The organism is Streptomyces sp. HUAS 15-9 (assembly GCF_025642155.1).
Lineage (GTDB): Bacteria > Actinomycetota > Actinomycetes > Streptomycetales > Streptomycetaceae > Streptomyces.
In genome coordinates this window covers 606,601-632,815 of the sequence record NZ_CP106798.1, presented here as the reverse complement: position 1 = coordinate 632,815, position 26,215 = coordinate 606,601, and the positions used below count along the sequence as shown (strand labels likewise).

General features: G+C 70.2%; 32 protein-coding genes. 13 read left to right on the top strand and 19 right to left on the bottom strand.

What is annotated here, in order from left to right:
- Window positions 1-174: 174 nt before the first annotated feature.
- Both N8I87_RS02815 and N8I87_RS02810 read left to right on the top strand, forming a co-directional pair.
- On the top strand, window positions 175-753 hold the full coding sequence (locus N8I87_RS02815; RefSeq protein ID WP_263205120.1) for a TetR/AcrR family transcriptional regulator: 579 nt from the start codon (window positions 175-177) through the stop codon (window positions 751-753).
- 67 nt (window positions 754-820) lie between these two features.
- Window positions 821-1,492, top strand: coding sequence for an enoyl-CoA hydratase-related protein (locus N8I87_RS02810; RefSeq protein WP_263205119.1), 672 nt, complete (start codon window positions 821-823; stop codon window positions 1,490-1,492).
- A 21-nt stretch (window positions 1,493-1,513) separates the two neighbouring features.
- Here the strand turns inward: N8I87_RS02810 and N8I87_RS02805 are convergent, their stop codons facing one another.
- Window positions 1,514-1,669, bottom strand: coding sequence for a hypothetical protein (locus tag N8I87_RS02805; protein ID WP_263205118.1), 156 nt, complete (start codon window positions 1,667-1,669; stop codon window positions 1,514-1,516).
- Window positions 1,670-1,681: 12 nt separating this feature from the next.
- On the opposite strand from N8I87_RS02805, the gene N8I87_RS02800 reads away from it, so the two are divergent.
- Entirely contained in the window at window positions 1,682-2,638 is a 957-nt protein-coding gene (locus N8I87_RS02800) for a DMT family transporter (RefSeq protein ID WP_263205117.1), read from the top strand.
- Here the strand turns inward: N8I87_RS02800 and N8I87_RS02795 are convergent.
- From N8I87_RS02795 to N8I87_RS02785, 3 genes are all read right to left on the bottom strand, one after another.
- Window positions 2,616-2,945 carry a DUF8825 domain-containing protein gene (locus tag N8I87_RS02795; RefSeq protein WP_263205116.1) on the bottom strand — a complete coding sequence of 110 codons (330 nt, stop codon included), beginning with the start codon at window positions 2,943-2,945 and terminating at the stop codon, window positions 2,616-2,618. The two genes, N8I87_RS02800 and N8I87_RS02795, sit on opposite strands and share 23 nt — an antisense overlap.
- Window positions 2,946-3,014: 69 nt before the next feature.
- Window positions 3,015-3,440 (bottom strand): hypothetical protein, encoded by a 426-nt coding sequence (locus N8I87_RS02790; RefSeq protein ID WP_263205115.1) that lies wholly within the window; start codon window positions 3,438-3,440, stop codon window positions 3,015-3,017.
- Between the two features lie 166 nt (window positions 3,441-3,606).
- Window positions 3,607-3,738: a hypothetical protein gene (locus tag N8I87_RS02785; RefSeq protein WP_263205114.1), complete on the bottom strand. Its 132-nt coding sequence runs from the start codon at window positions 3,736-3,738 to the stop codon at window positions 3,607-3,609.
- A gap of 292 nt (window positions 3,739-4,030) precedes the next feature.
- Here N8I87_RS02785 and N8I87_RS02780 point away from each other — a divergent pair, with 292 nt between their 5' ends.
- Window positions 4,031-4,534 (top strand): DinB family protein, encoded by a 504-nt coding sequence (locus N8I87_RS02780; protein WP_263205113.1) that lies wholly within the window; start codon window positions 4,031-4,033, stop codon window positions 4,532-4,534.
- Window positions 4,535-4,553: 19 nt separating this feature from the next.
- Here N8I87_RS02780 and N8I87_RS02775 read toward each other — a convergent pair whose 3' ends face one another.
- Window positions 4,554-5,345 carry a maleylpyruvate isomerase N-terminal domain-containing protein gene (locus N8I87_RS02775; RefSeq protein WP_263205112.1) on the bottom strand — a complete coding sequence of 264 codons (792 nt, stop codon included), beginning with the start codon at window positions 5,343-5,345 and terminating at the stop codon, window positions 4,554-4,556.
- Between the two features lie 217 nt (window positions 5,346-5,562).
- On the opposite strand from N8I87_RS02775, the gene N8I87_RS02770 reads away from it, so the two are divergent.
- Window positions 5,563-6,243, top strand: a complete 681-nt coding sequence (locus N8I87_RS02770; protein ID WP_263205111.1) for a hypothetical protein — start codon at window positions 5,563-5,565, stop codon at window positions 6,241-6,243.
- Window positions 6,244-6,312: 69 nt separating this feature from the next.
- Here the strand turns inward: N8I87_RS02770 and N8I87_RS02765 are convergent, their stop codons facing one another.
- The 7 genes from N8I87_RS02765 to N8I87_RS02735 all read right to left on the bottom strand — a co-directional run bounded on the left by N8I87_RS02765 (window position 6,313) and on the right by N8I87_RS02735 (window position 10,235).
- Window positions 6,313-7,554, bottom strand: a complete 1,242-nt coding sequence (locus N8I87_RS02765; protein ID WP_263205109.1) for a SpoIIE family protein phosphatase — start codon at window positions 7,552-7,554, stop codon at window positions 6,313-6,315.
- Between the two features lie 175 nt (window positions 7,555-7,729).
- Complete coding sequence (locus tag N8I87_RS02760; protein WP_263205108.1) at window positions 7,730-8,029, bottom strand: putative quinol monooxygenase; 300 nt, start codon at window positions 8,027-8,029, stop codon at window positions 7,730-7,732.
- Window positions 8,030-8,106: 77 nt separating this feature from the next.
- The gene (locus tag N8I87_RS02755) at window positions 8,107-8,526 is read right to left on the bottom strand and encodes a VOC family protein (RefSeq protein WP_263205107.1); all 420 of its coding nucleotides are present in this window, start codon (window positions 8,524-8,526) and stop codon (window positions 8,107-8,109) included.
- A complete protein-coding gene (locus N8I87_RS02750; RefSeq protein WP_263205106.1) occupies window positions 8,523-8,789 on the bottom strand; it encodes a hypothetical protein in 267 nt (88 codons plus the stop codon). The genes N8I87_RS02755 and N8I87_RS02750 overlap by 4 nt, the downstream gene beginning before the upstream one ends.
- 63 nt (window positions 8,790-8,852) lie before the next feature.
- Window positions 8,853-9,059, bottom strand: a complete 207-nt coding sequence (locus N8I87_RS02745) for a three-helix bundle dimerization domain-containing protein (protein ID WP_263205105.1) — start codon at window positions 9,057-9,059, stop codon at window positions 8,853-8,855.
- Between the two features lie 146 nt (window positions 9,060-9,205).
- Window positions 9,206-9,490 (bottom strand): hypothetical protein, encoded by a 285-nt coding sequence (locus N8I87_RS02740; RefSeq protein ID WP_263205104.1) that lies wholly within the window; start codon window positions 9,488-9,490, stop codon window positions 9,206-9,208.
- A gap of 133 nt (window positions 9,491-9,623) precedes the next feature.
- Window positions 9,624-10,235 (bottom strand): TetR/AcrR family transcriptional regulator, encoded by a 612-nt coding sequence (locus N8I87_RS02735; RefSeq protein WP_263205103.1) that lies wholly within the window; start codon window positions 10,233-10,235, stop codon window positions 9,624-9,626.
- Window positions 10,236-10,363: 128 nt separating this feature from the next.
- Here N8I87_RS02735 and N8I87_RS02730 point away from each other — a divergent pair, with 128 nt between their 5' ends.
- Together N8I87_RS02730 and N8I87_RS02725 are read left to right on the top strand one after the other, a co-directional pair.
- Entirely contained in the window at window positions 10,364-10,822 is a 459-nt protein-coding gene (locus N8I87_RS02730) for a cupin domain-containing protein (RefSeq protein WP_263205102.1), read from the top strand.
- 68 nt (window positions 10,823-10,890) lie between these two features.
- Window positions 10,891-11,700, top strand: coding sequence for an alpha/beta fold hydrolase (locus tag N8I87_RS02725; protein WP_263205101.1), 810 nt, complete (start codon window positions 10,891-10,893; stop codon window positions 11,698-11,700).
- A 260-nt stretch (window positions 11,701-11,960) separates the two neighbouring features.
- Here N8I87_RS02725 and lpdA read toward each other — a convergent pair whose 3' ends face one another.
- Window positions 11,961-13,358 (bottom strand): dihydrolipoyl dehydrogenase, encoded by a 1,398-nt coding sequence (gene lpdA, locus N8I87_RS02720; RefSeq protein ID WP_263205100.1) that lies wholly within the window; start codon window positions 13,356-13,358, stop codon window positions 11,961-11,963.
- Window positions 13,359-13,509: 151 nt separating this feature from the next.
- A complete protein-coding gene (locus N8I87_RS02715; protein ID WP_411577185.1) occupies window positions 13,510-14,739 on the bottom strand; it encodes a hypothetical protein in 1,230 nt (409 codons plus the stop codon).
- 186 nt (window positions 14,740-14,925) lie between these two features.
- Here N8I87_RS02715 and N8I87_RS02710 point away from each other — a divergent pair, with 186 nt between their 5' ends.
- Both N8I87_RS02710 and N8I87_RS02705 read left to right on the top strand, forming a co-directional pair.
- On the top strand, window positions 14,926-15,867 hold the full coding sequence (locus N8I87_RS02710) for an SMI1/KNR4 family protein (RefSeq protein WP_263205099.1): 942 nt from the start codon (window positions 14,926-14,928) through the stop codon (window positions 15,865-15,867).
- Between the two features lie 269 nt (window positions 15,868-16,136).
- Window positions 16,137-16,478, top strand: coding sequence for a hypothetical protein (locus N8I87_RS02705; RefSeq protein ID WP_263205097.1), 342 nt, complete (start codon window positions 16,137-16,139; stop codon window positions 16,476-16,478).
- Between the two features lie 13 nt (window positions 16,479-16,491).
- On the opposite strand, the gene N8I87_RS02700 is transcribed toward N8I87_RS02705, so the two are convergent.
- A complete protein-coding gene (locus N8I87_RS02700) occupies window positions 16,492-17,910 on the bottom strand; it encodes an FAD-binding oxidoreductase (RefSeq protein WP_263205096.1) in 1,419 nt (472 codons plus the stop codon).
- Between the two features lie 106 nt (window positions 17,911-18,016).
- Window positions 18,017-21,244 (bottom strand): ATP-binding protein, encoded by a 3,228-nt coding sequence (locus tag N8I87_RS02695; protein WP_263205095.1) that lies wholly within the window; start codon window positions 21,242-21,244, stop codon window positions 18,017-18,019.
- 220 nt (window positions 21,245-21,464) lie between these two features.
- Between N8I87_RS02695 and N8I87_RS02690 the strand changes: the two genes are divergently transcribed.
- Together N8I87_RS02690 and N8I87_RS02685 are read left to right on the top strand one after the other, a co-directional pair.
- Entirely contained in the window at window positions 21,465-22,019 is a 555-nt protein-coding gene (locus N8I87_RS02690) for a DoxX family protein (RefSeq protein WP_411577184.1), read from the top strand.
- Between the two features lie 93 nt (window positions 22,020-22,112).
- The gene (locus tag N8I87_RS02685; RefSeq protein WP_411577183.1) at window positions 22,113-22,841 is read left to right on the top strand and encodes a class I SAM-dependent DNA methyltransferase; all 729 of its coding nucleotides are present in this window, start codon (window positions 22,113-22,115) and stop codon (window positions 22,839-22,841) included.
- Here the strand turns inward: N8I87_RS02685 and N8I87_RS02680 are convergent.
- A complete protein-coding gene (locus N8I87_RS02680; RefSeq protein WP_317633443.1) occupies window positions 22,795-23,226 on the bottom strand; it encodes an SDR family oxidoreductase in 432 nt (143 codons plus the stop codon). The genes N8I87_RS02685 and N8I87_RS02680 overlap by 47 nt on opposite strands.
- Here N8I87_RS02680 and N8I87_RS02675 point away from each other — a divergent pair.
- Window positions 23,213-23,536 (top strand): FAD-dependent oxidoreductase, encoded by a 324-nt coding sequence (locus N8I87_RS02675; protein WP_317633442.1) that lies wholly within the window; start codon window positions 23,213-23,215, stop codon window positions 23,534-23,536. The genes N8I87_RS02680 and N8I87_RS02675 overlap by 14 nt on opposite strands.
- Window positions 23,537-23,590: 54 nt before the next feature.
- On the opposite strand, the gene N8I87_RS02670 is transcribed toward N8I87_RS02675, so the two are convergent.
- Together N8I87_RS02670 and N8I87_RS02665 are read right to left on the bottom strand one after the other, a co-directional pair.
- Window positions 23,591-24,547 carry a hypothetical protein gene (locus tag N8I87_RS02670; RefSeq protein ID WP_263205093.1) on the bottom strand — a complete coding sequence of 319 codons (957 nt, stop codon included), beginning with the start codon at window positions 24,545-24,547 and terminating at the stop codon, window positions 23,591-23,593.
- 183 nt (window positions 24,548-24,730) lie between these two features.
- Window positions 24,731-25,510, bottom strand: a complete 780-nt coding sequence (locus N8I87_RS02665; protein WP_263205092.1) for an SDR family NAD(P)-dependent oxidoreductase — start codon at window positions 25,508-25,510, stop codon at window positions 24,731-24,733.
- A gap of 348 nt (window positions 25,511-25,858) precedes the next feature.
- On the opposite strand from N8I87_RS02665, the gene N8I87_RS02660 reads away from it, so the two are divergent.
- Window positions 25,859-26,035: a hypothetical protein gene (locus N8I87_RS02660; protein ID WP_263205091.1), complete on the top strand. Its 177-nt coding sequence runs from the start codon at window positions 25,859-25,861 to the stop codon at window positions 26,033-26,035.
- Window positions 26,036-26,215: the final 180 nt, after the last annotated feature.

The following is a 26,215-nucleotide window of genomic DNA, read 5'->3' as shown; positions in this document are numbered from 1 at the left end:
TGTCGAAGGTGGGGGTGCATCCATCACATGCGGTGCTCCACCGGGCGCGCACGTGCTGTTAGGCCGGACGGGGTCTTGCATGTTCTATGCCATACAACATAAGTTACCGACGGGTAATCACTCGGAAGGGGCGTCTGCGAGGTGAGTCCGCGAAAGAGCGACAGCCGGGAGCGCATGGTTCTCAGTGCCGCTGCCCTGTTGCGCGAATACGGCGCAGGCGCGACCAGCATCGACCGGGTCCTCGCACACAGTGGTGCCCCGCGTGGCTCGGTGTATCACCACTTCCCGGGCGGGCGTGTGCAGTTGATCGACGAGGCCGTGGCGCTCGCCGGTGACTTCATCACGGGTGTCATCGACGCCGCCACGCAGGCCGAGGATCCGCTGAAGGCGGTCGACGCCTTCTTCGCGCTGTGGCGCCACCGGCTCGTGGAGAGTGACTTCAGGGCCGGCTGCCCGATCGTGGCGGTGGCCGTGGAGACCAACGACGAGGCCCCGCAACTCGCCCGCGCCGCCGGCGAGGTGTTCGCCCGCTGGCAGGAGGCGCTGGCCGCCCTGTTCGTCCGCCACGGCCTGAGCGAAGAGCGCGGCCGGCGGCTGGCGGCGTTCGTCATCGCCGCGGTCGAAGGCGCGGTGATCATGTGCCGGGCCGAGCGAAGCACCGCTCCGTTGGACGCGGCCGCCGCCGAGATCGACGACCTGCTGGTCCACGCCCTGCGGGACCGGCCCGACACGGACCGCGGTCCGCGACCGTGACCGCCGCCCGGGCCATTTCGACCCCACTGACCCGTCGTACCGACCCCACCCGACCCGAGGAGCCACCATGCCCGCACTCGACCGCCAGGACAGCGTCTACATCCTCGACCTCGGAGAGGGCGAGAACCGTTTCCATCCCGACTGGATCGCCGCCGTCAACGACGCCCTGGACGAGGTGGAGAAGGCGGAGGGGCCGCGCGCCCTGGTGACCGCCGCCACGGGCAAGTTCTTCTCCAACGGCCTTGATCTGGAATGGCTGTTCGCCCACAGCGACGAGTACCAGGAATACGTCGTGTCCGTGCACGAGCTCTTCGCCCGGTTCCTGTCGCTGCCGGTGATCACCGTGGCCGCGCTGCAGGGACACACCTTCGCCGCCGGGGCGATGCTCTCCCTGGCCAACGACTTCCGTGTGATGCGCGCCGACCGCGGATTCTGGTGTCTGCCCGAGGTCGACATCAGCATCCCCTTCACCCCGGGCATGTCCGCGCTCATCCAGGCCCGGCTGGCCCCGCAGACCGCCCATGAGGCCATGGTCACGGGCCGTCGCTACGGCGGCCAGGACGCGGCGGCCGCCGGCATCGTCGACCGCGCCGTCGCCGAGGACGCCGTGCGGACGGCCGCCGTCGAGACGGCTCAGGCCCAGTCGGGCAAGGCGGGCGACACCCTCGGCACCATCAAGGCCCGCATGTACGCCCCCGTACTCGCCGTCCTGCGCGACACGAGCAACCCCCTCGGCTGACGCCCGTGGCGGCCACCTGCATCAGGTGGCCGACGGGAACGCGGCCGAGGGAAATGCGAAGAAGGCGAGTGCCGCAAGGACCGCCACACATGCGGCCACCGCCAGAGCGCCCGGAAGCGACCAGGTTGCGATGGGCCCGGCGAGCGCCGCTCCCATCGCGAACCCGGTGATCTTCAAGCTGGCTCCCGGTTGACTCCCGCGCGCCCGGCCACCGCGGCCCCGCGCCCCTCACGCACCGGTCTCCTCGGGGGCCCCGCGCCCATCCTCGCCTCAGCCGTACTCTGGGGCACGACCGGGACCGTCAGTTCCCTGGCACCGTCCGGCGCGGCTCCGGCGGCCATCGGCTGCGCCGGTCTCACCCTCGGCGGCATCCTGCTGTTCCTGACCTCGCGCAGCGCCCGTTCCCTGCCCGCCGCCTGCACACGTGCCGAGCGATGGCTGATCGTCCTGGGCGCACTGGCGGTGGCCGGCTATCCGGTGACCTTCTACCCGGCAGTGGCGCGTACCGGCGTGGCCGTGGCCACCGTGATCGCGTTGGGCAGCGCGCCGGTCTTCGCCGGGCTGCTGTCCTGGATCACCGGGCAGGCCCGACCGACCGCCCGCTGGACCGGCGCGACTGCTGCCGCCGTGGTGGGCTGCACGCTCCTCGTCCTCGGCCCCGAACTGGCCGGGGAAGGTACGCCGGTGGACCTGACGGGAGTCCTGCTCGCGGTGTGCGCGGGGCTGTCGTACGCCGTCTACTCGCTGATCGGCGGCAGGCTCATCGCGCGCCGTCACACGTCCGATGCGGTGATGGGCGCCCTGTTCGGCGCGGCCGGGCTGCTCGTCCTCCCGGTCGTCGTGTTCACCGACGTGCGCTGGCTCGCCACCCCGCGCGGCGCGGCGGTGGCCGTGTACCTCGCCGTCTTCACCGTCTGCCTCGCCTACCGGCTCTTCGGACACGGACTGCGCCACACCCCCGCGTCGGTGGCCACGTCGCTGACCCTGGCCGAGCCCGCGGTCGCGGCGGTCCTGGGCGTCACCGTCCTGGGTGAGCGTCTTTTGGCCGTCTCCTGGTCCGGGCTGGCCGTCCTCGCGTTGGGCCTGGTCCTCCTGGCGGCCGAGCCCGCTGGTCCTGCCGGTCCTAGGCGTCCTGGGCGTGCTTGAGTGCGTCGCGGGCGGCCGGGCGTTCGGCGGGCTCGAGCGTGCCCCAGTAGGTGTGGGTGACGATCGTGACGGCGAGTTCCTGCTCCCGCTCGCGTAGTGCGGCGACCTGCGACTGCTCCTCGGGGGTCCAGCCGGGGGAGTCGGGGTAGGCGGGGGAGCCGTCGCGCCAGTAGCCCTCCGGGCGCTCCCAGGCCTCGATGGGCTCCACGGAATACGGCAGCCGCGCGATCAGGCAGGCTAGATCGCCGCGCACCTGTTCGAGATCGTTCTGTGCTTTGCGTAGATCGTCAGGAAAGTCGTATTTCACACACCAACACTAGTTCGGCTTTCCGGTCGCAGCCTCTGCGGCGCGTGCGGCAGAGTCCTCAGTGGCCGGTCAGGCGCCGTCGATACGGTCGAGCAGTGCCCGGGCCTCGGCGGTGCGGCGGTGAGCCGGGCCGAAGGCGGCCAGAGAGGCGTCGTGGGCGGCCGCGGCCCGGATGCGGGCCTCGGTGTCACGGCCCAGCCCCAGCAGGGCCGTGGCCAGGGTCAGCTCGACGGCGCCGGTCTCCGGACGGTGCTGTTCCTGGGGCCGGTGGCGGCGCAGCCCGTCGGCGCGCTCCGCTTCGGCGAGCGCCTCCTCGTGGCGGGCCTGACCGTTGAGGCTTCGCACCAGGCCGAGCCGCAGGACCAGGCTGAACCGATCCGGGGTGTCATGGGCGGCGAGGGCCTCACGAGCGAGCGCCTCGGCCTCCTCGTGGCGGTCCTGCGCGTCGAGGGCGTAGATCTGTCCGTTGCGGGCGGCCGCCGCTACGAACGGCATCTCCGGCCCCGTGCCGCGGGCCGCGACACGGGCGACGGCCGCGCACTCCGCCTCGCATTCGGCGTGCCGGGCGAGAGCGGTCGGCGTCTGGGCGCGGTCCGAGCGCAGTTTCAGGGTCTGCGGGTGTTCGGCGCCGAAGATCCTGCCGAAGACGGGCAGCAGAGCGTCACGTCGCGATCGCGGCGAGGTTCAGCGCCAGTGGTGCGTACATGTCGTCGCGCAGCCGGGATCGGGCCTCGGCCACGGCGCGGGCCTCGGTCTCCGCCTCGGCGTAGCGCCCGGCTTGGTACACGGCCATGACAGCGTGCTGGCCGATGCGGACGTGCGGGACCTTGCCGGACAGGGCGGACCAGGTGGCCTCACCGACGAAGTGCCTGGGCCAAAGGGGAGCTCGTCGTCTGCCCTGCGTTGTTGCGACCGCGTGACCGGGAGAATTTCATGCGCGGAGCATGCGGATGCCGCGCACGCCTGTTCGAGGAGGGGGAGTTGACCGTAACCGGCGCTACGGCTGCTCAGCAATCCACCGGCAAGACCGACGTGTTCGGAAATCCTCTCGACGCGGCGGCGCCCGCCGGGAGATGCTCCGGGAGATGACACGCACCGATACGCCTCCCGCCTGGGACGAGCGCACTCAGCTGACCACCTTCCTCGACTACGTCCGCGCCACCGCGCGCGCGAAGTGCGAGGACCTCTCCGAAGAGGACGCCCGCAAGGCGCTCCTGCCCGGCTCGCCGCTGATGACCATGAGCGGTCTGATCAACCATCTGCGCTGGGTCGAGTACTACTGGTTCCAGGTCGTCTTTCTCGGCGAAGAGGACAAGGGCCCCTGGACCGACGAGGACCCCGACCGTGAGATGCGCATAGCCGTCGACTTCCCGCCGTCGCAACTGCTCGACGAGTACGCCGAACAGTCCGTGCGGTACAACGAGTTGGTCGCCGCGCACGACCTGGACACCAAGGCCCGGAGGAAGCGGCACGACGGCAGCGCCGTCGACCTGCGCTGGATCCTGCTGCATCTCGTGGAGGAGACGGCCCGCCACAACGGCCACCTCGACATCCTGCGCGAGATGGCCGACGGGCGGACGGGCGACTAGATCCGGTTCACCGCGTGCGTCAGTAGCCGGGGAAGACGCGGCGCAGCAGATCCAGATCGGCGGCGGCCGTCGTGGCCACGCCGTCGGGTGTGTACCGGGCGGGGAGCCGGCCGGCGACCAGCCGCAGCCATGCCTCGGCGGGCAGGACCAGTGTGCCGTCGGCTCGCTCGGGCATGTCGAAGTCCACGCTGATCGGCGTCCGCAGCCGCAGGACGAAGTCGGAAGCGGGCTCGGTCGTCGTGACGCGCAGGGCCGCATGTCGGCCCTCGAGCACTTCGGCCTTGCCGGTCCAGGCGAGCAGGTCCGGTTCTCCGTGCAGGAGCGCCGCGGCGGCGTCGGTGGGCAGTGCGGCCTGCTCGTCGAAGGCGACGCGGATGTCCCAGGAATGCAGCGTCAACTCGCTCAGGCGAAGCCGCGCCGCCGTCGCCACGTCGACGGGGGCGGGCAGAAAGCCCAAGTCGATCCGGAGTTTGTCGCGGGTGCCGGCGTCCAGGGATTCGTACAGTGCGGTCAGTGATTGATCCACCTCGAGAAAGCCGTCGGCGCGCTCCCGCCGCGTCATGGCGTTCCACTTGTCCCAGACGGAGTGGTTGAAGTCGGAGCCGGGGTTCGCCGCGCCCTCGAGGGCGGCTTCGACCCCGGCCCGCGCGATCTCGGCACCGCTGCCGAGGTGGCTGAGCACCTGCGAGACGTCCCACTCGGCCGCGCCCGACGGCCGGGCCAGGTCCTCGTCGCTGAATCCGGACACCGACGAGGCGAGAGCGTCGTGTCCCGTGCGCAGTACGGCGATGACCGTGTCGGCGTTGCCCATTCCTGCTCCACGAATGATCGATTCGGATGGGGATCGGATAGCGTCATCACGCTACGGCCACCAAGGCGCGCCGCGCCGAGGTATGCGTACTTCGTGTGGAGGACTGCGCGGGCGTTCGCAAGCGCTCGGCCTCGGCGGCCAGGCCTATCCCCGCGCCCTCATGGGCAGGGATGTTCACGCCCGGCCGGTTGGACCGGCCGAGGGGTGGGGGCAGGGCATGGGCATCTTCGGGCGCAGACGGAGACCGGACTCGCCGCGGGACGCATGGCCGCCGGCGACGCTGCCGGAAGGGCTGCGGAACCTGCCGCTGCCGAGCCATGGCGACAACGGGGATCGCTGGATATTCGAGATCGACGGGGAGTACGCCTCGGAAACCTGGGCACCGCTGGAGTCCATACGACGCTGGTGGCTGGTGGACAGGGAAGGCAATGTGGTGGGGGAGTTTGTGGAGAACCCCGAGTACGGCCCTCCGCGGGACGATCTGAGCCACGCCACCGACCCCGACGGCCCGCTGAACTGGCTCCCCGATCCGGAAGCGACGGTGCGGGGGTGGCTGGCGGTCGCGCTCGACCGCGTCGCGCAGGGCATCGAGGTGCACTGGCTCAAGGTCAAGGACACCCCACTGGTCCTCGCCGGGCATGACGCCTCCGACTTCACACTGCCCGACCTGGACAGCCCGCCGCCACGGCGCATCGGCGCGGCCGTACCGGTCGGTCTGGGCGCTCGACGGGCTGGTCACTCACCCACCGTGCTCTGGGGTCTGCTGCTCTGGGTGATGGTCTCGGACGACCCGGCCGCCGCCCCCAGACAGAACGTCTGGTTCTGCCCCGAACTCGACACCGACCATGCCGAGGACAGACTGCGCGTGGTCCTCCAGGACCCGGACATTCGGTTCTGACACCACCGAGCCGACCGTCGCAGACCAGCGGCTGACCGGCTTCAGCGAGTGCCCGGGCCGCAGGCCCGGCTACAGGCGGGTGACGATCAGGGCGATGTCGTCGGTACCGCCGCTGCTCACACCGAGGCGGGCGAGCAGGGTGTCCGCCAGATGGTCGGGGGTGAGGCGGGCGTTGTCGCCGAGGATGTCGGTCATGCGCCGCAGGCCGGTGTCGATGTCCTCGTCGCGGCGTTCGATGAGGCCGTCGGTGTAGAGCACGAGCGTGTCACCGGGCTTGTAGGGCACGGCGGCCTGCGGGCGGGGGACATGGAGGGGGCGGGCTCCCAGGGGAGGGTCGGTGGCCTGGTCGAGGAGGACGAACGTGCCGTCGGCGTGCACGAGGACGGGTGGGAGATGACCCGCGCTGCTGTAGGTGATGTGCTGATGACGGGTGTTGATGACGGCTTTGACGGCGGTCGTGGCCAGTGCTCCCTCCACCGAGCGGGCATACAGGCCCAGCACCTCCATCGCCTGGGCGGGCTCGCTGAGCGCGCGGACGGCGGCGGACAGCGCGCTGCGCAGCATGCCCATCGTGGCCGCCGCCTCCAGCCCGTGGCCGACCACGTCCCCGACCGCCAGGGAGAACGCGTCCTGCGACATGTCCACCACGTCGTACCAGTCGCCGCACACGTTCAGCCCCTCGGAGGCGGGCAGATAACGCACGACGACATCGGGGTGCCGGGCCAGATCGGGGGAGTGCAGCATCGCTTCCTGGAGTGTGACGGCGACCTGGCGTTCCCGGGCGTGGGCCCGGCGCAGCTCCTCGTTCAGCTGCTGGAGCTCCTGGGCCCGCGCGTACAGTTCGGCCTCCATGGCTTCCCGCTCGCTGAGCGTCTGGCCCGACCGCGGGGGGAACGGGTGGGCCAGCACGAACTCGGTGACGTCCTCCACCCGGTGAATGATCCATGCCACCTGTCCGTCCGGCCCGAGTACGGGAGTGTTGATCGGCGACCACCAGCGCTCCTCGAACGCTCCTGGCCGGCCGGCCGCGGGGATGTCGTACTTCTGTACGGCCATCGGGTCCACCTCGCGCGAGTGCAGTACACGGTGGAGCGAGGCGTTGAGGTTGCGCATCCCGTCGGCATCGGGGTCTTCTGGATTGTCCGGGAAGGCGTCGAAGAGGTATTGCCCGACAAGGTCGTCCCGGGTGCGCCCCGTCACGCGGCAGTAGGCCTCGTTGACGTCGACGATCACCAGGCCGGGGTCCAGCACGACGTGCGGGCTGGGCGTGGCCGCGAACAGCGCCCGGTAGTCGATCGGCGGCGTGGTCACCCGCACTCTCCGTTTCGGCTCTGGTGGATCGTCTCCGTCAGGTGCCAACTATGCGCGCTGCCGTCCGCCGCGTCCTGCCTGGCCAGGCGTCGGAGTGTCGGCGCTTCTTCTGGCGTGTGCATGACAACTCCGGCGGCGGAAGGGCCTTCCCCGGTCGCGCCGGTGCGGTGGCCGCTCAGGGGAGCTTGTCGGCCAGAATGTCGACGGGCTTGATGTCGGGCGCCTCGGCGAGCATCTCCGGGGCGACTTCCATCAGCGCGGCGGCGATCCTGCCCTGCAGATGGCTCTGACGGCCCTGCTCGTCGTCGAAGGCGTCGAAAATGCCGAAGGTGGTGGGGCCCTGGCGGAACGCGAACCACGTGACGGTGTCCGACTCCTGCCGCGCGAGCTGCTCCGCCTCGCGCAGCAGTCGTTCGACCTGGTCCGCGTAGTCCGGCTTGGCCTCGATGTGTGCCAGCAGACCGAGTTGCGTCATGGTGCACTCCCGTAGGTGGCTTTCGGCATGCTTCACACAGCCTCTCGGGGCGGTGGGCCGTCGGCAACCGGAGGCCCTCAGTTTCGTTCGGTCGGGTTGATCGCGACGAGTTCGACCTCGAAGCCGTCGTCGTTCTCCAGGTAGGCGGCGTAGTGCTGTCCGCCGCCGGCGTATGGATGCCGCTCGGGGAACATCAGCTGCCAGCCATGCTCAGTGGCGTCGGCAGCCAGCTTCTCGACCGCGGTGGCGTCTTCGACGTGGAAGGCCAAGTGGTTCAGTCCCGGGCGGCAGCGATCGTGCCGTTCGGCTGTGAGGGCCGGGGACTGCTCGATGACCAGATAGGTCGGCCCGAGCATCCAACTGCGACCGCCGTCCCAGCTCTGGTGGACGGCGTAACCCAGCGCCTGAAGCAGCCAGCCGAACGAGGCGAGTGCACGCTGAAGGTCGGGCACCCACAGCTCGACGTGATGCAGCGTGCCGTGCGTGGGCCGGCTCATGCGGTCGCCTGGGCGGACTCGGCGGGCTCAATGGGATGCGTGGTGCGCAGTGGGATGCAGCGCACCCCCCACGCACCAGCAGGCGTGAACGTTGTGCCGTCGGCTCGCGTCACGCTGAGGTTCCCGCCGTCGAACAGGATCAGATCGCCGGCCATCAGGAAGAGCGGATCGGCCAGTTCGCAGAAGTGGCCGCCATCCGTCTCGAACGTATCGACCAGCACCAGTCGCGGAACTGGGGTGACTCCGTCGGTGATCAAACGCACGACAGGATCGTTCCACGAGGGTGAGAGGTGCCGCGACCGATTTCGGAGCGGTCGGCGAGCCCTTCAGCCGGAGGACTCGAGGAGCCTCGCCCTCGCCTTGCGCTCGACCAGCACGGGGACGAATTCGCGAACAGGTCGTTCGGTGAATGACGCGTGCGCATCGGCTACCGCCGCCTCGATCTCGGCAAGGCTGTGTGTCGCGCTGAAGGCACTCTTCAGACGCTCCACGATGTCATGGACGGCGTCCTCTTCACGCGTTTTGTCAACCACTGTGCCCCCTGCCCGCGCGAGAGTCCCAGTGGGGACCGAGGGGGTCCCCTTGTATGGCTTCCTCGTGGCCCTCCTCGGCAATCGTCGAATCATGTGTCGTCCGCCACGTGAAGCACGTCAGTGAGGGCGGACCGCGGCCTCCTGCGCTACGCGAAGGCCACTACTTGGCCCGACATGACCTGGGGAGGGTTGGGGAGCAGCGGTGCGAGGTGGTCCCGTACGAAGACCGCCGCCTTCTTGATGGACTCATGCGCCCCCTCCTCGTTCTCGAAGACGCTGGTCGAGATCATCACTCCGTTCCCGGCGTCGACCCAGTAGTAGGCCAGGAGGCCGGGGATCTGACGGATGAGCGGCACGAAACCCTCGCTCACCCGACGCCCCGCTTCGGCCGGATCGGTCACTCCTTCGTACCGTCTGACGGCTGCGTACACGGCTGGTCTCCTCACGAGTCCGGGATCTCACGGCGGAGACGCTGTACCTCGGCGACATGCGATCTATTCGCGCGTCGTCCGTCAGTCACTGGAAGGGGCCAGCCGCCGGTCCGCGCGGCTGAGCTCTGGCCGACTACCTCTGGCCGAGTGAGCGGACCGCGGCCGCCGTGAGCGTCGTCGCCGTTCGTACGGCGCTGTCGATCGCCGCGTCGGGGTCGAGTCCGCACAGGTCGGTGAGGGTGAAGAGCGCCTCGGCGCTCACGGTCACCGCGAGGTCCCGCTTGAGCTGTGCGAAGGCTTCCGAGTCCGTTGCGCCGAGGGTGCCTTCGAGTGGCAGGAGCGCGTGGTCGATCAGTCCGAAGCGGATGCCGGGGCGGGTCGTTGCGGCATCGGGGCGGGTGATGGTGGCCGAGATCATCGCCCGTACCGCTCCCTCGCGGGCGATGATGCCGCGGAGCAGGAACTCGCAGGCGAAGGCGATCCGCTCGACGGGGTCGGTGGAGTCGTCGACCGGCGCGAGCGCCTCGGCGGGGGGTGGCCACGCGCCGGCCAGGGCCTCGCTGATCAGTGAGGAGAGGTCGGGGAAGTACCGGTAGGCGGTGGCCTCGGAGACCAGGGCCGTGCGGGCGATCAGAGGCATGCTCACCTCGGTGCCCGTGCCGATGAGTTCGCGGGCGGCCGCCACGATCGCCGTGCGGGTGCGCTGTTTCTGGTTGGTGCGGCCGGTGCCCGCCTGCGCCGTCATCTTGGGACCTCTCCTTCTGTAGGTTCACCCTCATCCTAGCATTCAACCCTTATCGTGAGAGTCAACTTGCATAACGATACTCAACCTTACTATTCTCATGAGAGTCAGCTCTCACGAAGGAGGCAGTGATGAGTGAGGTTTCCGTGGTCGGCCCGGACGACGGCGAGACGATCCAGCTGGGCCCGACACAGATGCGCATCCTCGAGGACGGCAGTACCACCGGGCACCGCCTCGGGATCGGCGAGATCACCCTCGCCCCGCACACCCAGGGGCCACCGCAGCACCGACACACCCAGCACGACGAGGGCTTCTACGTCGTCTCCGGCACCGTGCACTTCACCGTCGGGGACACGACCCATGTGGCCCCGGCGGGCACGCTCGTGATGATCCCGCCCGGTGCTCCGCACACCTTCGCCAACCTCGGTGACGAGCCTGCCGTGATGCTCAACACCTTCACTCCCGACCTGTATGTGCAGTACTTCCGGGACCTGCGGGACATGATCGCCGGCGGCCAGGAGCTGACCCCGGAGTCGACCGTCGCGGTGATGAGCCGTTACGCCACCGTTCCCACGACCGACTACGCCTGACGGCCCCGGCCCACCTGCCCCTTCCCCTTGACGTGGCCCGTCGCGGCCGCCCACTTCAGGAGCCTCCTATGACCAGCAGCAGCCACACTCTCACCCTCGACCAGGGCGCCCTCGACGTCACCGTGGACCTCCAGGGCCGGCAGGGGCACCCCTTCCTGCTCCTGCACGGAGGCGGCGGTCCGCAGACCGTCACCCCGTTCGCCCAACTCCTGGCCGAGCAGCGTCCGGCCAGGGTGTTCACCCCCGTCCATCCCGGCTTCGACGGCACCGACCGTCCCGACTGGCTGACCGACGTCACGACCCTGGCCCAGGTCTACGCACGGCTGCTCGACACGCTCGACCTGCGGGACGTCGCCGTCGTCGGCAACTCCGTCGGCGGCTGGATCGCCGCCGAACTGGCGGCGCTGGGCAGCGACCGGATCAGCAGCGTCACCCTCGTCAACGCCGTCGGTATCGACGTCCCCGGCCACCCGATCGCGGACGCCTTCTCCCTGACTCCCGTCGAGCTGTCCCGGCTTTCCTTCCACGACCCCTCGAAGTTCCGCTTCGACCCCAGCACACTCTCCGAGGCGCAGCGCGCGGTCATGGCCGTCAACCGTGCCACGCTGCGCGTCTATTCGGGCGCGAACGCCATGGCCGACCCCACCCTGCCCGACCGACTGGCCAAGATCGCCCACCCGACCCTCGTCGCGTGGGGCGCGAGCGACCAGGTCGTGGACGCCGAGTACGGACGCGCGTACGCGCTGGGCATCCCCGATGCGGAGTTCCGTCTGCTGCAGGGCACCGGCCACATGCCCCAGACCGAGACGCCCGAGCAATTCCTCCCCGTGGTCTGGGACTTCGCCGACGCCCATGCCACCGACAGGCCGCGGCCCTGACTCCGGAAGGGCCGCCCGGCGACTTCGAAACGCCGTGACCGGTGCCGGTTCGTCCCGAACGGCGTCGGCAGGTTGAGGAAATCGCGGAACTCCCCCCACCCGTAGGTGCTGACCAGCCACTTGTAGTCGTCGGGGAGTCGCACGCCGGGTTCGCGCTCGACGGCGGCCCAGTCGCCGTGGGCGTCGACGGGGGCGGTCGGTGGTGCGATGAGCCGCACCATGCTTTCGTTCCGCGACATGCGAGCAGAGTAGGGGGTGAGTCAGAGGTTGATCATGTGCCCCGCGAGGCCGTGCAGAGCGTCCTGGACGGCTTCGCTCAGCGTCGGATGCGCGTGGACGTTCCTGATCAGCTCGGTCACTGTCAGGTCCCACTTCTGAGCCAGGGTCAGTTCCGGCAGGAGCTCGGTCACGTCCGGGCCGATCAGATGGGCACCGAGCAGTTCGCCGTAGCGGGCGTCGGAGACCAGCTTCACGAATCCGACGGTGTCGCCGAATCCGTGCGCCTTGGCGTTGGCGGTGAACGGGAACTTCGCCACGCGCACGTCGAAGCCTTCGGCGCGGGCCTCGCTCTCGGTCCAGCCGAAGCCGGCGACCTGGGGCTGGCAGAACGTGGCCCGTGGGACCATGCGGTAGTCCAGTTCCATGGTCTCGGCGCCGGCGACGCTCTCGGCGGCGACGACGCCCATCGCCTCGGCGGTGTGCGCCAGCATCAGCTTCGCCGTGACATCGCCGATCGCGTAGATGTGCGGCCGGCTGGTACGGCAGTGTCCGTCGACGTCGATGGCGCCCCGCTCGGTGAGTCGTACCCCCGTGCTGGACAGGCCGTAGCCGGCGGTACGCGGTTGGAAGCCGGTGGCCTGCAGTGCCTTCTCCGCCTCCAGGACCTGGGGGACACCGCCCTGCTCGACCACGACCCGGACGCGGTCCTCGGTCTCTTCGATGGACTGGACGCGCGCGGAGGTCAGTATGTTGATCCCGAGTCGTCTGAAGCGCTTGGTGAGCTCCGCCGAGACCTCCTCGTCCTCCAGGGGTGCGATGCGGTCCAGGAACTCGACCAACGTCACCTCGACGCCGTAGCACCGCAACAGATAGGCGAACTCGACTCCGATGGCGCCCGCGCCCGCGATGATCAGGCTTGTGGGGAGGTGGTCGGCGAGGATCTGTTCCTCGTAGGTCACGACCCGCTTGCCGAGCCTGGTGCCGGGAAGCAGCTTCACGGTCGCACCGGTGGCGATGACGCAGGACCGGAAGGACAGTGTTTCCTCGCGGTCGCTCATCCGCACCTGCAGAGTGTGGGGGTCGAGGAAGGTGCCCTGGCCCTCGAACTGCGTGATCTTGTTCTTGCGCATCAGATAGGAGACGCCCTTCGAGCGCCCCTCGGCAACCACACGGCTTCGCTCGTACGCGGTCCGGTAGTCCAGCGTGACATCCCCGCTGATCTCGACCCCGAACTTCTCCGCGTCATGCAGGAACAACTGCGCGACCTCGGCATTGCGCAGCAGGGCCTTGGCCGGGATGCACCCGATGTTGAGGCAGACACCGCCCCAGAACCGGCCCTCCACGATGGCCGTACGAAGTCCCAACTGGGCGCAGCGGATGGCCGCCACATATCCGCCCGGGCCGGCGCCCAGGACCACGACGTCGAAGTCCGTGCTCATCGCTCCACCTCACCGAGGTCGGTGGTGTTCACGGCCGCATGACATCCCGGGCACCCAGGTAGTTTACCGCCGGCTCGTGCCGCGCGGCTTGTTGTCGACCTCGCCGTGCAGCGGCTGTTCTCCGAGCGGGAGTTCGAGGAGAACCAGGACCTCACCGTGCGTGCCCGGGGAGGCAGTCATGGGTGACCGCCGCTGGGATCGTCGGCGGATCCTGTGACCGCCTGCCGCCCCGCTTGCCCCGGGGTCTGCGCTGGGGCCACCACAGGACGTACGCGGCGGAGCCCACCGCGAAGGCGAGACGGATGAGGCCGCGGGTGGGGGCGGAGGGGATCAGCAGGGCGCTGCCGTACAGCGAGATGAGGGCGATCCAGCTGACCCAGGGGACCAGCCGGCGTTGGCCGATCGAGTCCCAGATCAGGGTGCCCAGGAGGACCGAGGCGTTGTAGTACGTGTACACGCTGGGGTCCAGGACGATGCGGGCGTCGGCGGCGAGCAGGACGACCGCCGGCCAGCGGTCCCGGCGCACGGCCAGCGCGCCCAGGGTCAGGCCGAGGGCCATCTGGGCGGGACGGTCCCACCAGGGGGTGGCGGTGTCGTACACACCGAACCAGCGCAGGGACGACGCGGGCTGGTTGGGGATGGTGAAGCGGGCCGCGGCCAGGGTCTCCATGTGGCTGAGGTAGAAGGGGAGCCAGGCCACGGCCACCAGGCCGAGGGCCCATGCGGTGGCGCGCAGCCGCGTGGGGCGCGGCAGCGCCAGAAGGAGGGGCAGGAAGCCGACCGCCCAGGGCTTGGAGTCGACCGCCAGCGCCAGGAACACGCCCACGGCGGTGGCCTTGCCGCGGACCAGCGCGCGCACGGCGAGCGCGGTGAAGAACAGCGCGAGGACGTCGTCGAGGTGGGCGAATCGCACCGAGACCTCCACCCACATGGGGATGAAGGCCGCGCCGGCGATCAGCACGCGCTGCTGGAGGCGCTTGTGGTTGAGTCCGGTGCCGCGGTAGTGGTCGGCGGCGGCTCGCCCGACCATCACCAGCAGGTACAGGCCGAGGCCCGACATGAAGGCGTCGGCGAGTTTCTCGCCCATGTCGGCGGGGAACGGTGCGAACAGCCCGGCGACCAGGAAGCTGACCGGGCCGATCTGCAGTTCGGGGTGGTTGGCGTAGAGCGCGAGGCCGCCGCCGGGCACCTGGTTGAACAGCAGTTGCTGGCCGGTTCTCAGATAGTGCCAGGACACGCCTCCATGGCGTTCGGCCACGACGAACCACACGGCCGTCCAGACGGTCAGCAGCACGTTGTGCCACCGCACCGGATAGCGCCCGATCCGGCCGATCCGCGCCCCGTCCCTGGGCACGGCCTCCGCCGTCTCCCGGTTCCGCACGATCCGTCCTTCCTGTCCACCCGCCTTCGGCGTCGGGACGGCCGAGGACGCGGGCGCTGCGCAGCGTCACTTCTGCAGAGGGGCTCCGTATGCGGCGGGTTCCGGAAGACGCCGTTTCTTTAGGTGCTCGTGGGCAGCCGAGGGCTCGGGCTTCGGTGTCGGTGCTGTGTGCTTCACTGCCTGGCCATGGACGAACAGGAGTTGCTCGCGGCCGTTCACCTGCTGGTGGCGCGGGGCGGACAGGACCTGGTGTGCGACCAGGTCGGTCATGCGACGGGGCACATGTGCCTGACGGCGGACGAGGACATCGACCCGGCCGCCTTCGGCGAGATACTCAGCGGCCGTTACGCGCGGTCACGCACCTTGGCAGCGGACGGACATGTGGATCCCACGTCGAGCGAACGAGCCGGAGCATCCCTACTGGCCCCCTTCGGGGACCGACTCGTCTCGATGCGCGTGTGGACATACGCCGACCGCTGGATCGGCTGCGGGACGGTCCGGGCCGGCGTGGATGTGCGGCCTGTCGTGCTGGTCGCCGGGCGGGTCATCGCGCTGCCGGACGGGCTGCCGGAGCTGCCGGAGGATGCTTCCTGGGTGGACCGTGTCGTGGCCGTCACCGGATGGTCTCCGGAACGGATCGACCCGGTCGACTGGTCCACGGCCGAGACACGGCTGGGAACCGTGCTGCCAGGAGACTACAAAGAGTTGGTGGAGCGGTTCGGGGGCGGTGCCTTCGACGGCTACCTCAGTCTCCTGCTGCCCGGCGGGGTCCCGGGGGGCCTCGACATCGCCGAGTTCAACGAGTTCTGGGCTCGGGCCGCCGACTCCGACGGATACGGCCCGTGGGATCCGTACCGCGTGTATCCGGCCTCCGGTGGATTGCTGCAGTGGGCGAGAACCGAGCAGAGGACGTCGTTCTACTGGGTCACCGAGGGCGCCGACCCCGACTGCTGGCCCATCCTGGTCGCCGATGACGCCCACTGCGAGTGGGACCGCTTCGACGGCTCCACCGCCGAGTTCGTCCACCGCCTGCTCACCGACCCGTCGCACCCCTGCTCGACCGCTCGCTACTTCGACAGCCACTGGTTCATGACCTACGAGAGGCCGGACCGGGGAAGCGGTGAATGACCTTGTCTGACAGCCACCTTGGTTCTTCTGACGCCGTGTTCTTCTGATCCGCGAGATGCTGCGCGACATGCTGGACGATACGATGGGAGCCGTATCGGACCTCACAAAATGCCTCGGGAAGCGAACGGCATGCGTCGTCCATGTGGGGTGATACGCGCACGGCGTGATGGAGCGAGGATTCCGCCCTCGGTGTTCTCTGCGACCGCTGCCGCGGGTGACGGAGCCGTCACGTCCCACCGGTCGCGTCGACAGCACCCAAAGCAGGTTGAATGATGAACCGGACTCGTCTCGCAGCACTCGCCTTCCTCGTCGCCCCCGCGCTCGCGGTGGGCCCCGCGGCCGCCGTACACGCCTCCACCGGTGTCGCGCCCGGCGCCACGTCCCGCGCGGCATGTCATGTGGAAAAGGAGTCGAACGGCAAGTATCACGTCTGGGGCGTGGGATTCCCCGGTGGCACCAAGGTTACCTACTCGGGTTCCTCCTCGGGCACCGTCTCCACGAGCAAGATGGGGCGGTTCGACCTCGGCGGCCTCAGTGGGAGCAAGTGGGTCGTCAAGACTCCCAACGGGAAGACCACGGTCACCTGTACCATGATGATGATGGGACAGTGACGGGGCGTGACATTCAGCTCCGACTGCCCACCGAGGGGCGGATGTTCTGGTTCAGGCGGAACAGGTTCGTGGGATCGTAGGTGTCCTTGACCCGCACGAGCCGTTCGTGGACCGCGTCCGGATACGAGGCGCGCACCTTGTCCTCGGCGCCGTCGCCGGTGAAGTTGACGTACATCGTTCCGCGTCCGTGGCGTGCGATCTCCTCGCGGGTATTGCGGGCCCATGTGACATGCGAGTCGAAGTCCGTCGCGTCGGGGGAACGTGCGACCACGTTGCACAGCATGCTCGGGTCCCGCTGGCTGAACGCCGTGGACTCGGCGGGCACCCGGGCGAAAGCACCGCCCAGTTGGTGCAGATGCACTTCGCTGGCGGGCGTGGGCGTCGTCAGATGGCGGCGCAGTACGGCGTCGAGCGCGGCGTCGGAGGGCTCGATGAACGCCGACGTGAAGTAGTTGTGGGCACCTGCCGTCCACAGCGGGTCGAGCAGTGTCTGCATGGCCGTGTACGGCATGGGGCCCATGACGTCGGCGATGGGTGTCCCCAGCCTCCGCAGCGGAGCGACGGCCGCCTCACCGGCCGCGGGGTCGCCCGCGTACATCCCGGCCAGCACCGCGATGCGGGTGCCGTGGACCTCCGGGGGCAGGAAGGGCAGCGGGGGTGCCGTGGTCAGGTTGATCAGCGTCGTCAGGTCGTCGGGCATGCTTGCGGTCAGCTCGCGCCAGCCCGTGACGACCTGCCGGGCCTGATCGAGGGGATAGAAGATCAGGCCTGCCAGGACCTGGGGTCCGACCGGGTGCAGTCGGTACTCGAGCGAGGTCACGACGCCGAAGTTGCCGCCGCCGCCCCGCAGGGCCCAGAAGAGCTCGGGGTGCTCCCGCTCGTCCGCGCGCACCACGCTGCCGTCCGCGGTGACGACCTCGGCCGCCGTCAGATTGTCGGAGGTCAGTCCGTGGCGGCGCAGGAGCCAGCCCACGCCGCCGCCGAGCGTGAAGCCGGAGATACCGGTCGTGGAGATCAGGCCGCCGGTGACGGCCAGGCCGAAGGCCTGCGTCTCATGGTCGAGGTCGCCCCAGGTCAGGCCTGCCTGGGCGAGCACCCGGCGGCGTACGGGATCGACGATGGCGCCCTTCATCGGCGACACGTCGATGACGATGCCGTCCTCGCAGGTCGAGAACCCGGCGATGCTGTGGGAGCCGCCGCGCACGGCGACCAGCAGGTCCTGGCTGCGGGCGAATTCGACGGCGCGCATCACGTCCGCGGTCCCCGCGCAGCGCACGATCAGTGCCGGGTGTTTGTCGTGGGCCGCGTTCCAGACGGCGCGGGCCCGGTCGTAGTCGTCGTCGCCGGGGCGGACGACGCTGCCGCGCAGGCATGCTTCCAGTTCGGCGACGGTGGCGTCCCCCAGGACGCCCTTTGCCGTGTCGATCGACATGGTCGGCTCCTTGGTACGAGTGCGAGTGGTTGTGCGTGTGAGTAGGTGTGAGCGTGAGTGCTTGAACCTGTACTCAGGACCGTAGGCAGCGGCTCTTAGCATCCACTCAGCAGCCGCTTTGCCCGGTGGGCGCCGGTGACAGCGTGCGCCGCTGGATGGCCGGGCCTCGGGTGTCGCCGAGGCGTGTGAACAGGTCGGCGGCCCGGACGGCGGCCGTCTCGGCGGCGTCGTGGTCGCCCGTCTGCCGAAGGAGTTGCGCCAGCATGAGGTGGACCCAGGCGCTGGCGGAGGTCGAACCGGCGACGTGTTCCAGGTCCTGGGCGCGGGTCAGCAGGGTGCGGGCCCGTGTCGTGTCACCGGCGCTCCGGGCCACGTGCGCGAGATGGAGCAGGCTGTTGGTGGTGCCGGGGATGTCGTCGGTCTCCTCGAAGCCCGCGAGGACATGCGCGATGGTCGCCCGCGCGCCTTCGGTGTCCCCGTCGGCGAGCTGGAGCAGCCCGAGGCAGCCGAGGGTGATGCCTTCCTCCCGGCGGTCGCCGAGCCGGCGTCTGATCGCGAGTGCCGCGTCGAGGAACTTCCTTGCCGCGTCGTAATCGCCCCGGCTTCGGTGGATGTTGCCCAGAGCGTTGAGGGCCAGGGATTCCCCGTGCGGGTCGGCGAGCGTACGGAAGCAGTCGGCACTGCGCTCGGCGGCAGCGATGGACGCGCCGGTGTCGCCCTCCAGCCGGTTCGCCCAGGCGAGATTCGCCAGGAGGTAGCCGCGGGCCCGGGACGGGCCGACCACGCGGCCGGCCAGGACCGTTTCCTCGAAGAGCACCGTGACCTGTCCCGCCGCGTCGTCCGTGACCGCGTATCCGGGGGTCATGACCGGGAAGAACCGACCGGCCCTCGCTTCGACGTCGTCCAGCAGCCGCAGACCCTCCCCGCAGGCCTCGCGGGCCACCGTGCCCGCACCACGGCAGACGGCCCAGACGCCCTCCAGATGCGCGGCGACGGCGAGGACGGAGGGGGCGCCCGCCTCGCGGGCGAGCGTGCCGGCCCGGTCGAGGGCAATGCGGGCGCCGTCCCACGCGCCGCACATCCAGAGCAGGATCGCCTGCTGGCAGTGAGCGCGTGCGAGCGCCGCCGGGTCCGGCCACCGCTGCTGGATCTCGACGATCTGCTCGGCGATGTCCTCCAGGCAGGAGGCGTCCCCGAGGCGGATCGCCAGCACGGCCCGCCCCATCAGGGCCCGGGCCCGCTGCGGGGTGGGCTCCGGCGCGGCGGCCAGGGTGTCCTCCAGCCAACGGCGGCCCTCGGCGAGGCGCCCGCGCTCTGGCCAGAACATGCGCAGGGCGACGGCCATGCGCAGCGCGCTGTCCGGTTCGTGGCGCAGGAAGGAGCGCAGGGCGGCGCGGAGATTGTCGTAGTCGGCCTCCAGCTCCAGCGCCGTGGCCCCCGTGACTCCGGTGGGCGGCTCGCGGTCCTGCGCCTCGGCGAGTGCCAGGTAGAAGCGCCGGTGCCGGGCCTCGGTCGCCATCAGTTCCCCGGCGGCCCGCAGGCGCCCTGTGGCGTACTGCCGGATCGTCTCCAGCAGCCGGTAGCGGACCTCGTCCTGCCGGGGCTCCACCCACACCAGGGACTTGTCGGCCAGCCTGCCGAGGAGGTCCAGCACCGGCATGTCGTGGGCGCCGTCGGCGCACACCTCCTCCGCCGCGGCCAGGGAGAACCCGCCCGCGAAGACCGCCAGCCGGCGGAACAGGCACTGTTCCTCGTCGTCGAGCAGCCGGTGGCTCCACTCCAGGGTGGCCAGCAGGGTCTCCTGCCGGGTCGCGCCGCGCCTGCTGCCCCGGCCGAGCAGGGCCAGGGCGTCGTCGAGCCGTTCCGCGATCTGGCGTGGGGCCAGCACATGCACCCGAGCCGCCGCGAGCTCCAGGGCCAGGGGCATCCCGTCGAGCCGGAAACAGATCTGCGCGACGGCCTCCGCGTTCTGCGGGGTCAGCCGGAATCCGGGGACCGCGTCGGCAGCCCGCTCCACGAACAGCCGTACCGACGCGAAACGGCCCAGTTCCTCCACGGGCGGCACCTGGTGCGGATCCGGCAGCCCCAGCGAGGGCACCCTGAAGGTACGTTCCCCGTAGCTGCGCAGCGGCTCACGACTGGTCGCGAGTACGAAGACGCCCGGACAGTGGGCCATGATCTCCGAGGCCAGCGTCGCGCATGCGTCGATCAGGTGCTCGCAGTTGTCCAGCACCAGCAGCATCTCCCGGCCGCCCAGCTGTGCGAGCAGCGCGTCGCGGCCCACGCCGGACGGCGGAAGTTGCAGGCCCAGGGCCGCGGCGACCGCCTCGGGGACGAGATGCGTCTCCGTCAGCCCGGCGAGGTCCACGAACCAGGCACCGTCCCGGAAGCCGGCGCCCCGGCGGGCCGCCACAGCGAGGGCGAGCCGGGTCTTGCCGCAGCCCCCGGCCCCCGTGAGGGTGAGCAGCCGGCTCCGTCCGAGCAACTGCTCCACCTCGGCCATCTCGCGCTCCCGGCCGATGAGGGCGGTCGCCGGAGCCGGCAGATGGAGCCGTGGAGGCTCCGGCGGCCGGTGTTCCCGGGCCTCGACGGAGTCGGCCAGCAGCCCACGGAAAAGGCCGCGCGTCTGCGGGTCGGGATCGGCGCCCGTGTCATGCTGGAGCGCGTCCCGCAGACACTCGTAGTCGGCCAGTGCCTCCCGGCGGCGCCCGGCATCGGCCAGGACCCGCATCAGTGCCCGGTGGCCGGGCTCGTGCAGAGGCTCCTCGGCGACCAGGGCCCGCAGTACGTCGATCGCCTCGGCCGTGCGGTGATCGCGCTCGAGCGCCTCGCCCAGTCCCAGCCTGAGGGCGGTCCGCCGGGCCTCCAGTGCCTCGGCCGCCTCGCCCGCCCAGGGCTCGTAACGGTCCTCGGGCAGCAGCCCGGGCTCGGCCAGGGCGAGCGCGGCACGATAGTCCGCGGCGGCGCCGCCGGACGAGGCCCGCCGGGCCGCCTCGTCGCATTCGTCGAGGTCGATCCGTACACCGCCGTCGGGGGCCAGGACCACCATGTCGTCGCGGAGCACGACGACATCGCCCGGCGCCCCCGCGGAGGCCAGCGCGCGCCGCACGGCGTACAGCACCTGGTGCAGATTGTTCGACGCGGCCGTCCCGTCGAGATCCGGCCACAGCAGGTCGTAGAGCCGCTCCCGGTGCATCCGGTGGCCCGGTGACAGACACAGCAGCTTCAGCAGGCTCCGGGCCTTGCGCAGCCGCCACGCCCCGGCGGCGACCGGGCGGCCCCCGACCGCCACAGCGAAGCCGCCGAGGAGCCGGATGCGTACCTCATCGGCCATGGCTGCCCTCACGAGCAGGCTACCGCCGGACCGGATCCGGGACTCGTGGAACGGCATGCCCCCACACCCGCCCAGATGCATGATCATGGCCGGTGCGGAAGGATCGGCAGGGGTGGTCCGCGCCCCGCGGTGCCGCGCGGGGCTCACCGCCGACCGGTGCCTCGGCGTCCGTCCGAGCTGGGGGTAACGCCCTTTCCGGCGTTGTTACCGGAGCATCGCCATGCATGTGAAGCACATCTTGCGTCGTCCTTCGAGCCCCACGGAGGACGAAGACGTGACCGCCGCAGCGACGTCGTCCGCTGCCGACTGGGGCCTTTTGCTCATCAGAATGACTATTGGACTGCTGATGGCCGCGCACGGCGCGCAGAAACTGTTCGGGATCTTCGGAGGACATGGTCTTACGGCCGTCGGTCAGGCGTTCGCCGGCCTCGGCTACCGCCCGGGAAAGTTCTTCGCCCTGATGGCCGGCCTGTCCGAACTCCTCGGTGGCCTCGGCCTGGCGCTCGGACTGCTCACTCCACTGGCGTCCGCGGCGCTGATAGGCGTGATGATCAACGCCATGGTGACCGTCACCGGCGCCCACGGTCTGTGGGAGACGGACGGCGGCGTGGAGTACAACGTCTGCATCACCGTGGTCGCCCTGGCCGTCGCGGCCATCGGACCGGGCCGGCTCGCCGTCGACCGGTTCCTGCCGTGGGGCACGGGCGGTTGGGGCGAGGCCGCGTTCGCCCTCGGCCTGGGAGGTGTTGCCGCTGCCATCACGTTGAGCCTGTGAGGCCGGTGCGCCGGGCGACTTGGGCGGTGGAGACGTCATTCGTACACGTAATTCGTTGGCGGTGCACCCGTCGGCGTGTCAGCGTGTTGCGTCATGGAACAGGACGTGTGGACCGAGCAAGTGGCCCGGACGTACGACACTTCGTCGGCGTACATGTTCTTGCCGGAGGTGCTGGGGCCGACGGTCGAATTCCTCGCCCGGCGTGCCGAGGGCGGTCCGGCGCTGGAGTTCGCGATCGGGACGGGCCGGGTCGCGCTGCCGCTGCGGGAGCGGGGCGTGTCCGTCACCGGGATCGAGCTGTCCGAGCCCATGGTGCGGGAGTTGCGCCGCAAGCCCGGCGGGGACGGCATCCCGGTGACGCCGGGGGACATGGCCGACGTGCGGGTGCCGGGCGAGTTCAGCCTCGTCTACCTCGTCTACAACACCATCGGGAATCTGCTCACGCAGGACGAACAGGTCGCCTGCTTCCGCAACGCCGCTCGCCATCTGCGCCCCGGTGGCCGCTTCGTGATCGAGGTGGGTGTGCCGGATCTGCAGCGGCTGCCGCCGGGGGAGACCGCCCGGCCGTTCCACGTCGGTGAGCACCATGTCGGCTTCGACACCTACGACTTGGTGAACCAGCGCCTGGTCTCCCACCACTATCGGATCAGCGACGGCCGGGCCGAGATCTTTCACTCCCACCACCGGTTCGTCTGGCCCTCCGAGCTGGACCTGATGGCCCGGCTCGCGGGACTCGAACTGACCGAGCGGTTCGCGGACTGGACGGCGGCGCCGTTCACGGCGGACAGCAGAGCACATGTCTCTGTGTGGCAGAAGCCGTAGCCGAACGGCGTCCGTCGCCATGTGTGCCGAGGGGAGCTCGCCGAGGGAGCAGCTGCTGTCCGCCGTCGATGCCGTACGTCGCGCCGGTGAGCGCGCCGTTGCACATGATGTGTACGCCCAGGGCGGCGACGTCCGCCGGCCCGACGACCCGACGGATGGGCAACGTGGCGCGCAACTCCGCGCGCCGGGCCTCGAGTTCATCGCCCAGGAGTGAGGCCGACAGGGGCGTGTCGACGAAGCCGGCGGCGATGAGGTTGACCCTGGTCGGCGCCGGCTCCAGCGTCAGGTTGGCGATGAGGGCGGGCAGAGCGGCGGTGGCGGCGGACACGACGGCCCTGCCGACACCGGGGCGCCGGCCTCCGGTGCCGCCGATGAACAGCGGCAACAACAACCGTCTCGACTGGCGCCGCGTGGTCGCCGTGGCGATGGCGAGCCGGCACTGTCTGGGCCGCTGGTTCGACGACCCCGACGACCTGGTGAGCCTGATTCGCGATCCGTGGGTCGGCGGTCGGCCCTTCCTCCCGGACGGCCTCCCGCTCATCGACCGTCTCCCGGGCCACGACAACACCTTCGCGGCCACCGGCCACGGGATGCTCGGCGTCACCCTGGGACCCGCCACCGGGCTCGCCTCGCCGAGTACATCCGCACGGGCCGACGCCCCGAGATCCTCACACCGTTCCGCTTCGACCGGCTGAGGCTGATGCCGATGCCGCGGAGACCTGGCGTCGAGACGGGCCGACAGGTTTTGGTCACATGCCCGCCGTGGACCTGTTCCGGGCCTTCTCGAACTCGGAGACGGGGTCGCCGCCGACGCGCCAGGGCCAGGCGGCGACCGCGCCGCTGATCGCCTCGAAGACCGGACGGGCCTGGACGCGCCGCTCGGCGGCCATCAGCGCGTACGCGAGCAGGTTCAGGTCGGCAACGGCGGCGGCGTGCTGGAAGAACCCCGGCTGGGCCCACGTCCGGGCCGCACGGTCGAGGGACTCGGCGGCCGGTGCGTGGTCCCAGTGCTTGCGTGCCATCAGCGCCTCCACCCCGCCCAGGGTGAGGACGGACTGGTACTGCATGACCAGGGCGGTGAGTTCCGTCGCCGCGCAGGGCGCGTTCTCGGGTGTGCGGGCGCGGACGGCGTCGACGAAGTCCAGCACCTGGATGCGCGACCCCATTTCCTCGGGTCCCAGGTAGGCCAGCATGTTCAGGTACGCCTCGCGATTCCAGCGGTCACGCGTCAGCACCTCGTTCCACAGACCGAACACCTCTGACTGATTGAGGCGCTGCAGCCGTGCCAGCCCCAGGAGGACCACCCAGGGGGTGGGGTCCGCCGGGGCGAGTTCCGCGGCCCGCAGACAGCAGTCGGCGACGGCGGTGGCGTCCTCCAGGTTCCCCTGCGAGCGTCCGCGTATGAGCTGCGCCCATGCGTGCAGCACCAGCGCGCTCACATTGCGCGGCTCACGCGTGGCCCAGGCCCGGGGCACATGTGATTCCGACAGGCGGTACGCCAGGACGGACATCCGGTGCGTGCGGCGGTCCCAGTCCTCCGCGCCTGTGTCCAGGAGGCGGGAGATCTGGGCGGTGCAGAGATCCGTCGTCGCGATCGTGCCCGTGCTCATGGTCGCCTGGAGGGACTTGAGCAGCTTGCTGAGGGCAGCGTCATCGAGCTCGGGGGCGAGGCGTGCCCTTCTGCGACGACTTGAGAGGAATGCCATGCACGGAGGCTAGATGGGAGGAGCGGTTCCGCAAGGTGTGCACCGAGATCGTTATCCGTTTCACGTGTCAGCGCGTATTACTCGCTCGTACGGCGAGACGGGTGTCCGTGCCATGCATCAGCCCGCGCTCGCACAGCTCGCGCAACGTCCGGCCGTTGTGTTCACGCAGACGCCCGGTCGGGCTCAGTGAACGGAGAATCCGCCGTCGACGAAGACCGCCTGCCCGGTGACGTAGGAGGAGGCGCGGCTCGCCAGGAACACCGCCGCGCCCGCGAAGTCCTCGGCCAGGCCGTTGCGCCCGATCATCGTGCGTGCGGCGAGCGCCGTGACCCTCTCGGGGTCGGACGACAGCCGTGCGTTGAGCGGAGTCATGACGAAGCCCGGTACCAGCGTGTTGCAGGTGACGCCGTACGGCGACCACGCCTCGGCCTGCGAGCGGGCGAGCGACTCGAGTGCGCCCTTGGAGACGCCGTAGGCTCCGCTCTGGACGAACGCCCGATGGGCCTGCTGGGAGGTGATGTGGATGATGCGTCCGAAGCCACGCTCGGCCATGCCGGGCCCGAACCGCTGTCCCAGCAGGTACGGCGCCTCCAGGTTCACCGCCATGGTGGTGTTCCACACCTCTTCGCCCAGTTCTCCCATGGGAGGGCGCAGATTGACCCCGGCGGAATTGACGAGGATGTCGGGCTCCCCGAACACCCCGGCTGCCTCCTCGGCCGCCGCACGCACACCGTCTCGCGTGCTCAGGTCGGCGCCCACCCAGCCCGCTCGGCATCCGTGGGCCGCCAACTCGCCCACTGTCGCGGCCAGTTCCGCCTCCTTGCGGGCCACGACCACGACGCTCGCGCCCGCACGCGCGAGGGCTCGCGCGATGGCTCGGCCGATGCCGGAGCTGCCGCCGGTCACCACGGCGATCCGGTCGTCCAGCGAGAACAGTTCGGAGAGGTACGCCTGCGACGTCATGCCCGCACCCTACGGTCCTCCGGGTCGTGTGCGTGGCCCGTGGTGTGGCCGCAGCCGTCCGGCGAGGTCCGGTCTGCGGGCAGGTCAAGGACCCTCGCCCGTCCAGGTCGCGGTCATGTCCTCGGCGACGTCCCGAAAGAGAGTCAGAAAGACGTCCGACGGTGCGTCGATGGCTGAGCGTCGTCACCGGTGTCGTACTGCTGATTCTCGGTACGGCGGTGGCCGGCGGCGTCTGACGGACGCCCGGAGTTGCCGACGGTGCCGATGCACGGATGCGTCATGGGCCGACCTGGCGCTGCCGCGGTCCGGGGAGGACCATGGAACATGAGCGACCGAGGGAGGCCCGCCATGAAGACCGGAGCCTCGGATTACGACGCCTGGCTGTACTCCCACACCCCCTCCCAGGCCGAAGGGGAGCGCGAGGAGCCGACAGAGCGGGCGGCCATGGAGCAGCACCCGGACGTCCCCAGGACCGAGCCGTCCCAGGCGGAGGGTGAGCGGACGGACGACATGCCTATGGCGTGACCGCTGTCGGGCCGCCGCGGCACCCCCAGGATCGGCAGTCGCAGTCCACCCCCACCACGACTACGTCGACGACGCTGCACAGCGACGAAGAGTGAGCTGACGCTACATACGGTGACCGGATGAACGGTTCCGTATGCAAATGAAATCGCCTAGGTTATTCCGATTAGGATGGATTGGACG

What these genes read in the sequence shown, in the direction of transcription:
- N8I87_RS02815 (WP_263205120.1), top strand. Translation starts at nt 175, where the DNA reads ATGGTTCTCAGTGCCGCTGCCCTGTTGCGCGAATACGGCGCAGGCGCG.
- N8I87_RS02810 (WP_263205119.1), top strand. Translation starts at nt 821, where the DNA reads ATGCCCGCACTCGACCGCCAGGACAGCGTCTACATCCTCGACCTCGGA.
- N8I87_RS02790 (WP_263205115.1), bottom strand. Translation starts at nt 3,440, where the DNA reads ATGCCGTTCGTAGCGGCGGCCGCCCGCAACGGACAGATCTACGCCCTC.
- N8I87_RS02785 (WP_263205114.1), bottom strand. Translation starts at nt 3,738, where the DNA reads ATGGCCGTGTACCAAGCCGGGCGCTACGCCGAGGCGGAGACCGAGGCC.
- N8I87_RS02780 (WP_263205113.1), top strand. Translation starts at nt 4,031, where the DNA reads ATGACACGCACCGATACGCCTCCCGCCTGGGACGAGCGCACTCAGCTG.
- N8I87_RS02775 (WP_263205112.1), bottom strand. Translation starts at nt 5,345, where the DNA reads ATGGGCAACGCCGACACGGTCATCGCCGTACTGCGCACGGGACACGAC.
- N8I87_RS02770 (WP_263205111.1), top strand. Translation starts at nt 5,563, where the DNA reads ATGGGCATCTTCGGGCGCAGACGGAGACCGGACTCGCCGCGGGACGCA.
- N8I87_RS02760 (WP_263205108.1), bottom strand. Translation starts at nt 8,029, where the DNA reads ATGACGCAACTCGGTCTGCTGGCACACATCGAGGCCAAGCCGGACTAC.
- N8I87_RS02755 (WP_263205107.1), bottom strand. Translation starts at nt 8,526, where the DNA reads ATGAGCCGGCCCACGCACGGCACGCTGCATCACGTCGAGCTGTGGGTG.
- N8I87_RS02735 (WP_263205103.1), bottom strand. Translation starts at nt 10,235, where the DNA reads ATGACGGCGCAGGCGGGCACCGGCCGCACCAACCAGAAACAGCGCACC.
- N8I87_RS02730 (WP_263205102.1), top strand. Translation starts at nt 10,364, where the DNA reads ATGAGTGAGGTTTCCGTGGTCGGCCCGGACGACGGCGAGACGATCCAG.
- N8I87_RS02725 (WP_263205101.1), top strand. Translation starts at nt 10,891, where the DNA reads ATGACCAGCAGCAGCCACACTCTCACCCTCGACCAGGGCGCCCTCGAC.
- lpdA (WP_263205100.1), bottom strand. Translation starts at nt 13,358, where the DNA reads ATGAGCACGGACTTCGACGTCGTGGTCCTGGGCGCCGGCCCGGGCGGA.
- N8I87_RS02710 (WP_263205099.1), top strand. Translation starts at nt 14,926, where the DNA reads ATGGACGAACAGGAGTTGCTCGCGGCCGTTCACCTGCTGGTGGCGCGG.
- N8I87_RS02705 (WP_263205097.1), top strand. Translation starts at nt 16,137, where the DNA reads ATGATGAACCGGACTCGTCTCGCAGCACTCGCCTTCCTCGTCGCCCCC.
- N8I87_RS02700 (WP_263205096.1), bottom strand. Translation starts at nt 17,910, where the DNA reads ATGTCGATCGACACGGCAAAGGGCGTCCTGGGGGACGCCACCGTCGCC.
- N8I87_RS02695 (WP_263205095.1), bottom strand. Translation starts at nt 21,244, where the DNA reads ATGGCCGATGAGGTACGCATCCGGCTCCTCGGCGGCTTCGCTGTGGCG.
- N8I87_RS02690 (WP_411577184.1), top strand. Translation starts at nt 21,465, where the DNA reads ATGCATGTGAAGCACATCTTGCGTCGTCCTTCGAGCCCCACGGAGGAC.
- N8I87_RS02685 (WP_411577183.1), top strand. Translation starts at nt 22,113, where the DNA reads ATGGAACAGGACGTGTGGACCGAGCAAGTGGCCCGGACGTACGACACT.
- N8I87_RS02675 (WP_317633442.1), top strand. Translation starts at nt 23,213, where the DNA reads ATGAACAGCGGCAACAACAACCGTCTCGACTGGCGCCGCGTGGTCGCC.
- N8I87_RS02670 (WP_263205093.1), bottom strand. Translation starts at nt 24,547, where the DNA reads ATGGCATTCCTCTCAAGTCGTCGCAGAAGGGCACGCCTCGCCCCCGAG.
- N8I87_RS02665 (WP_263205092.1), bottom strand. Translation starts at nt 25,510, where the DNA reads ATGACGTCGCAGGCGTACCTCTCCGAACTGTTCTCGCTGGACGACCGG.
- N8I87_RS02660 (WP_263205091.1), top strand. Translation starts at nt 25,859, where the DNA reads ATGAAGACCGGAGCCTCGGATTACGACGCCTGGCTGTACTCCCACACC.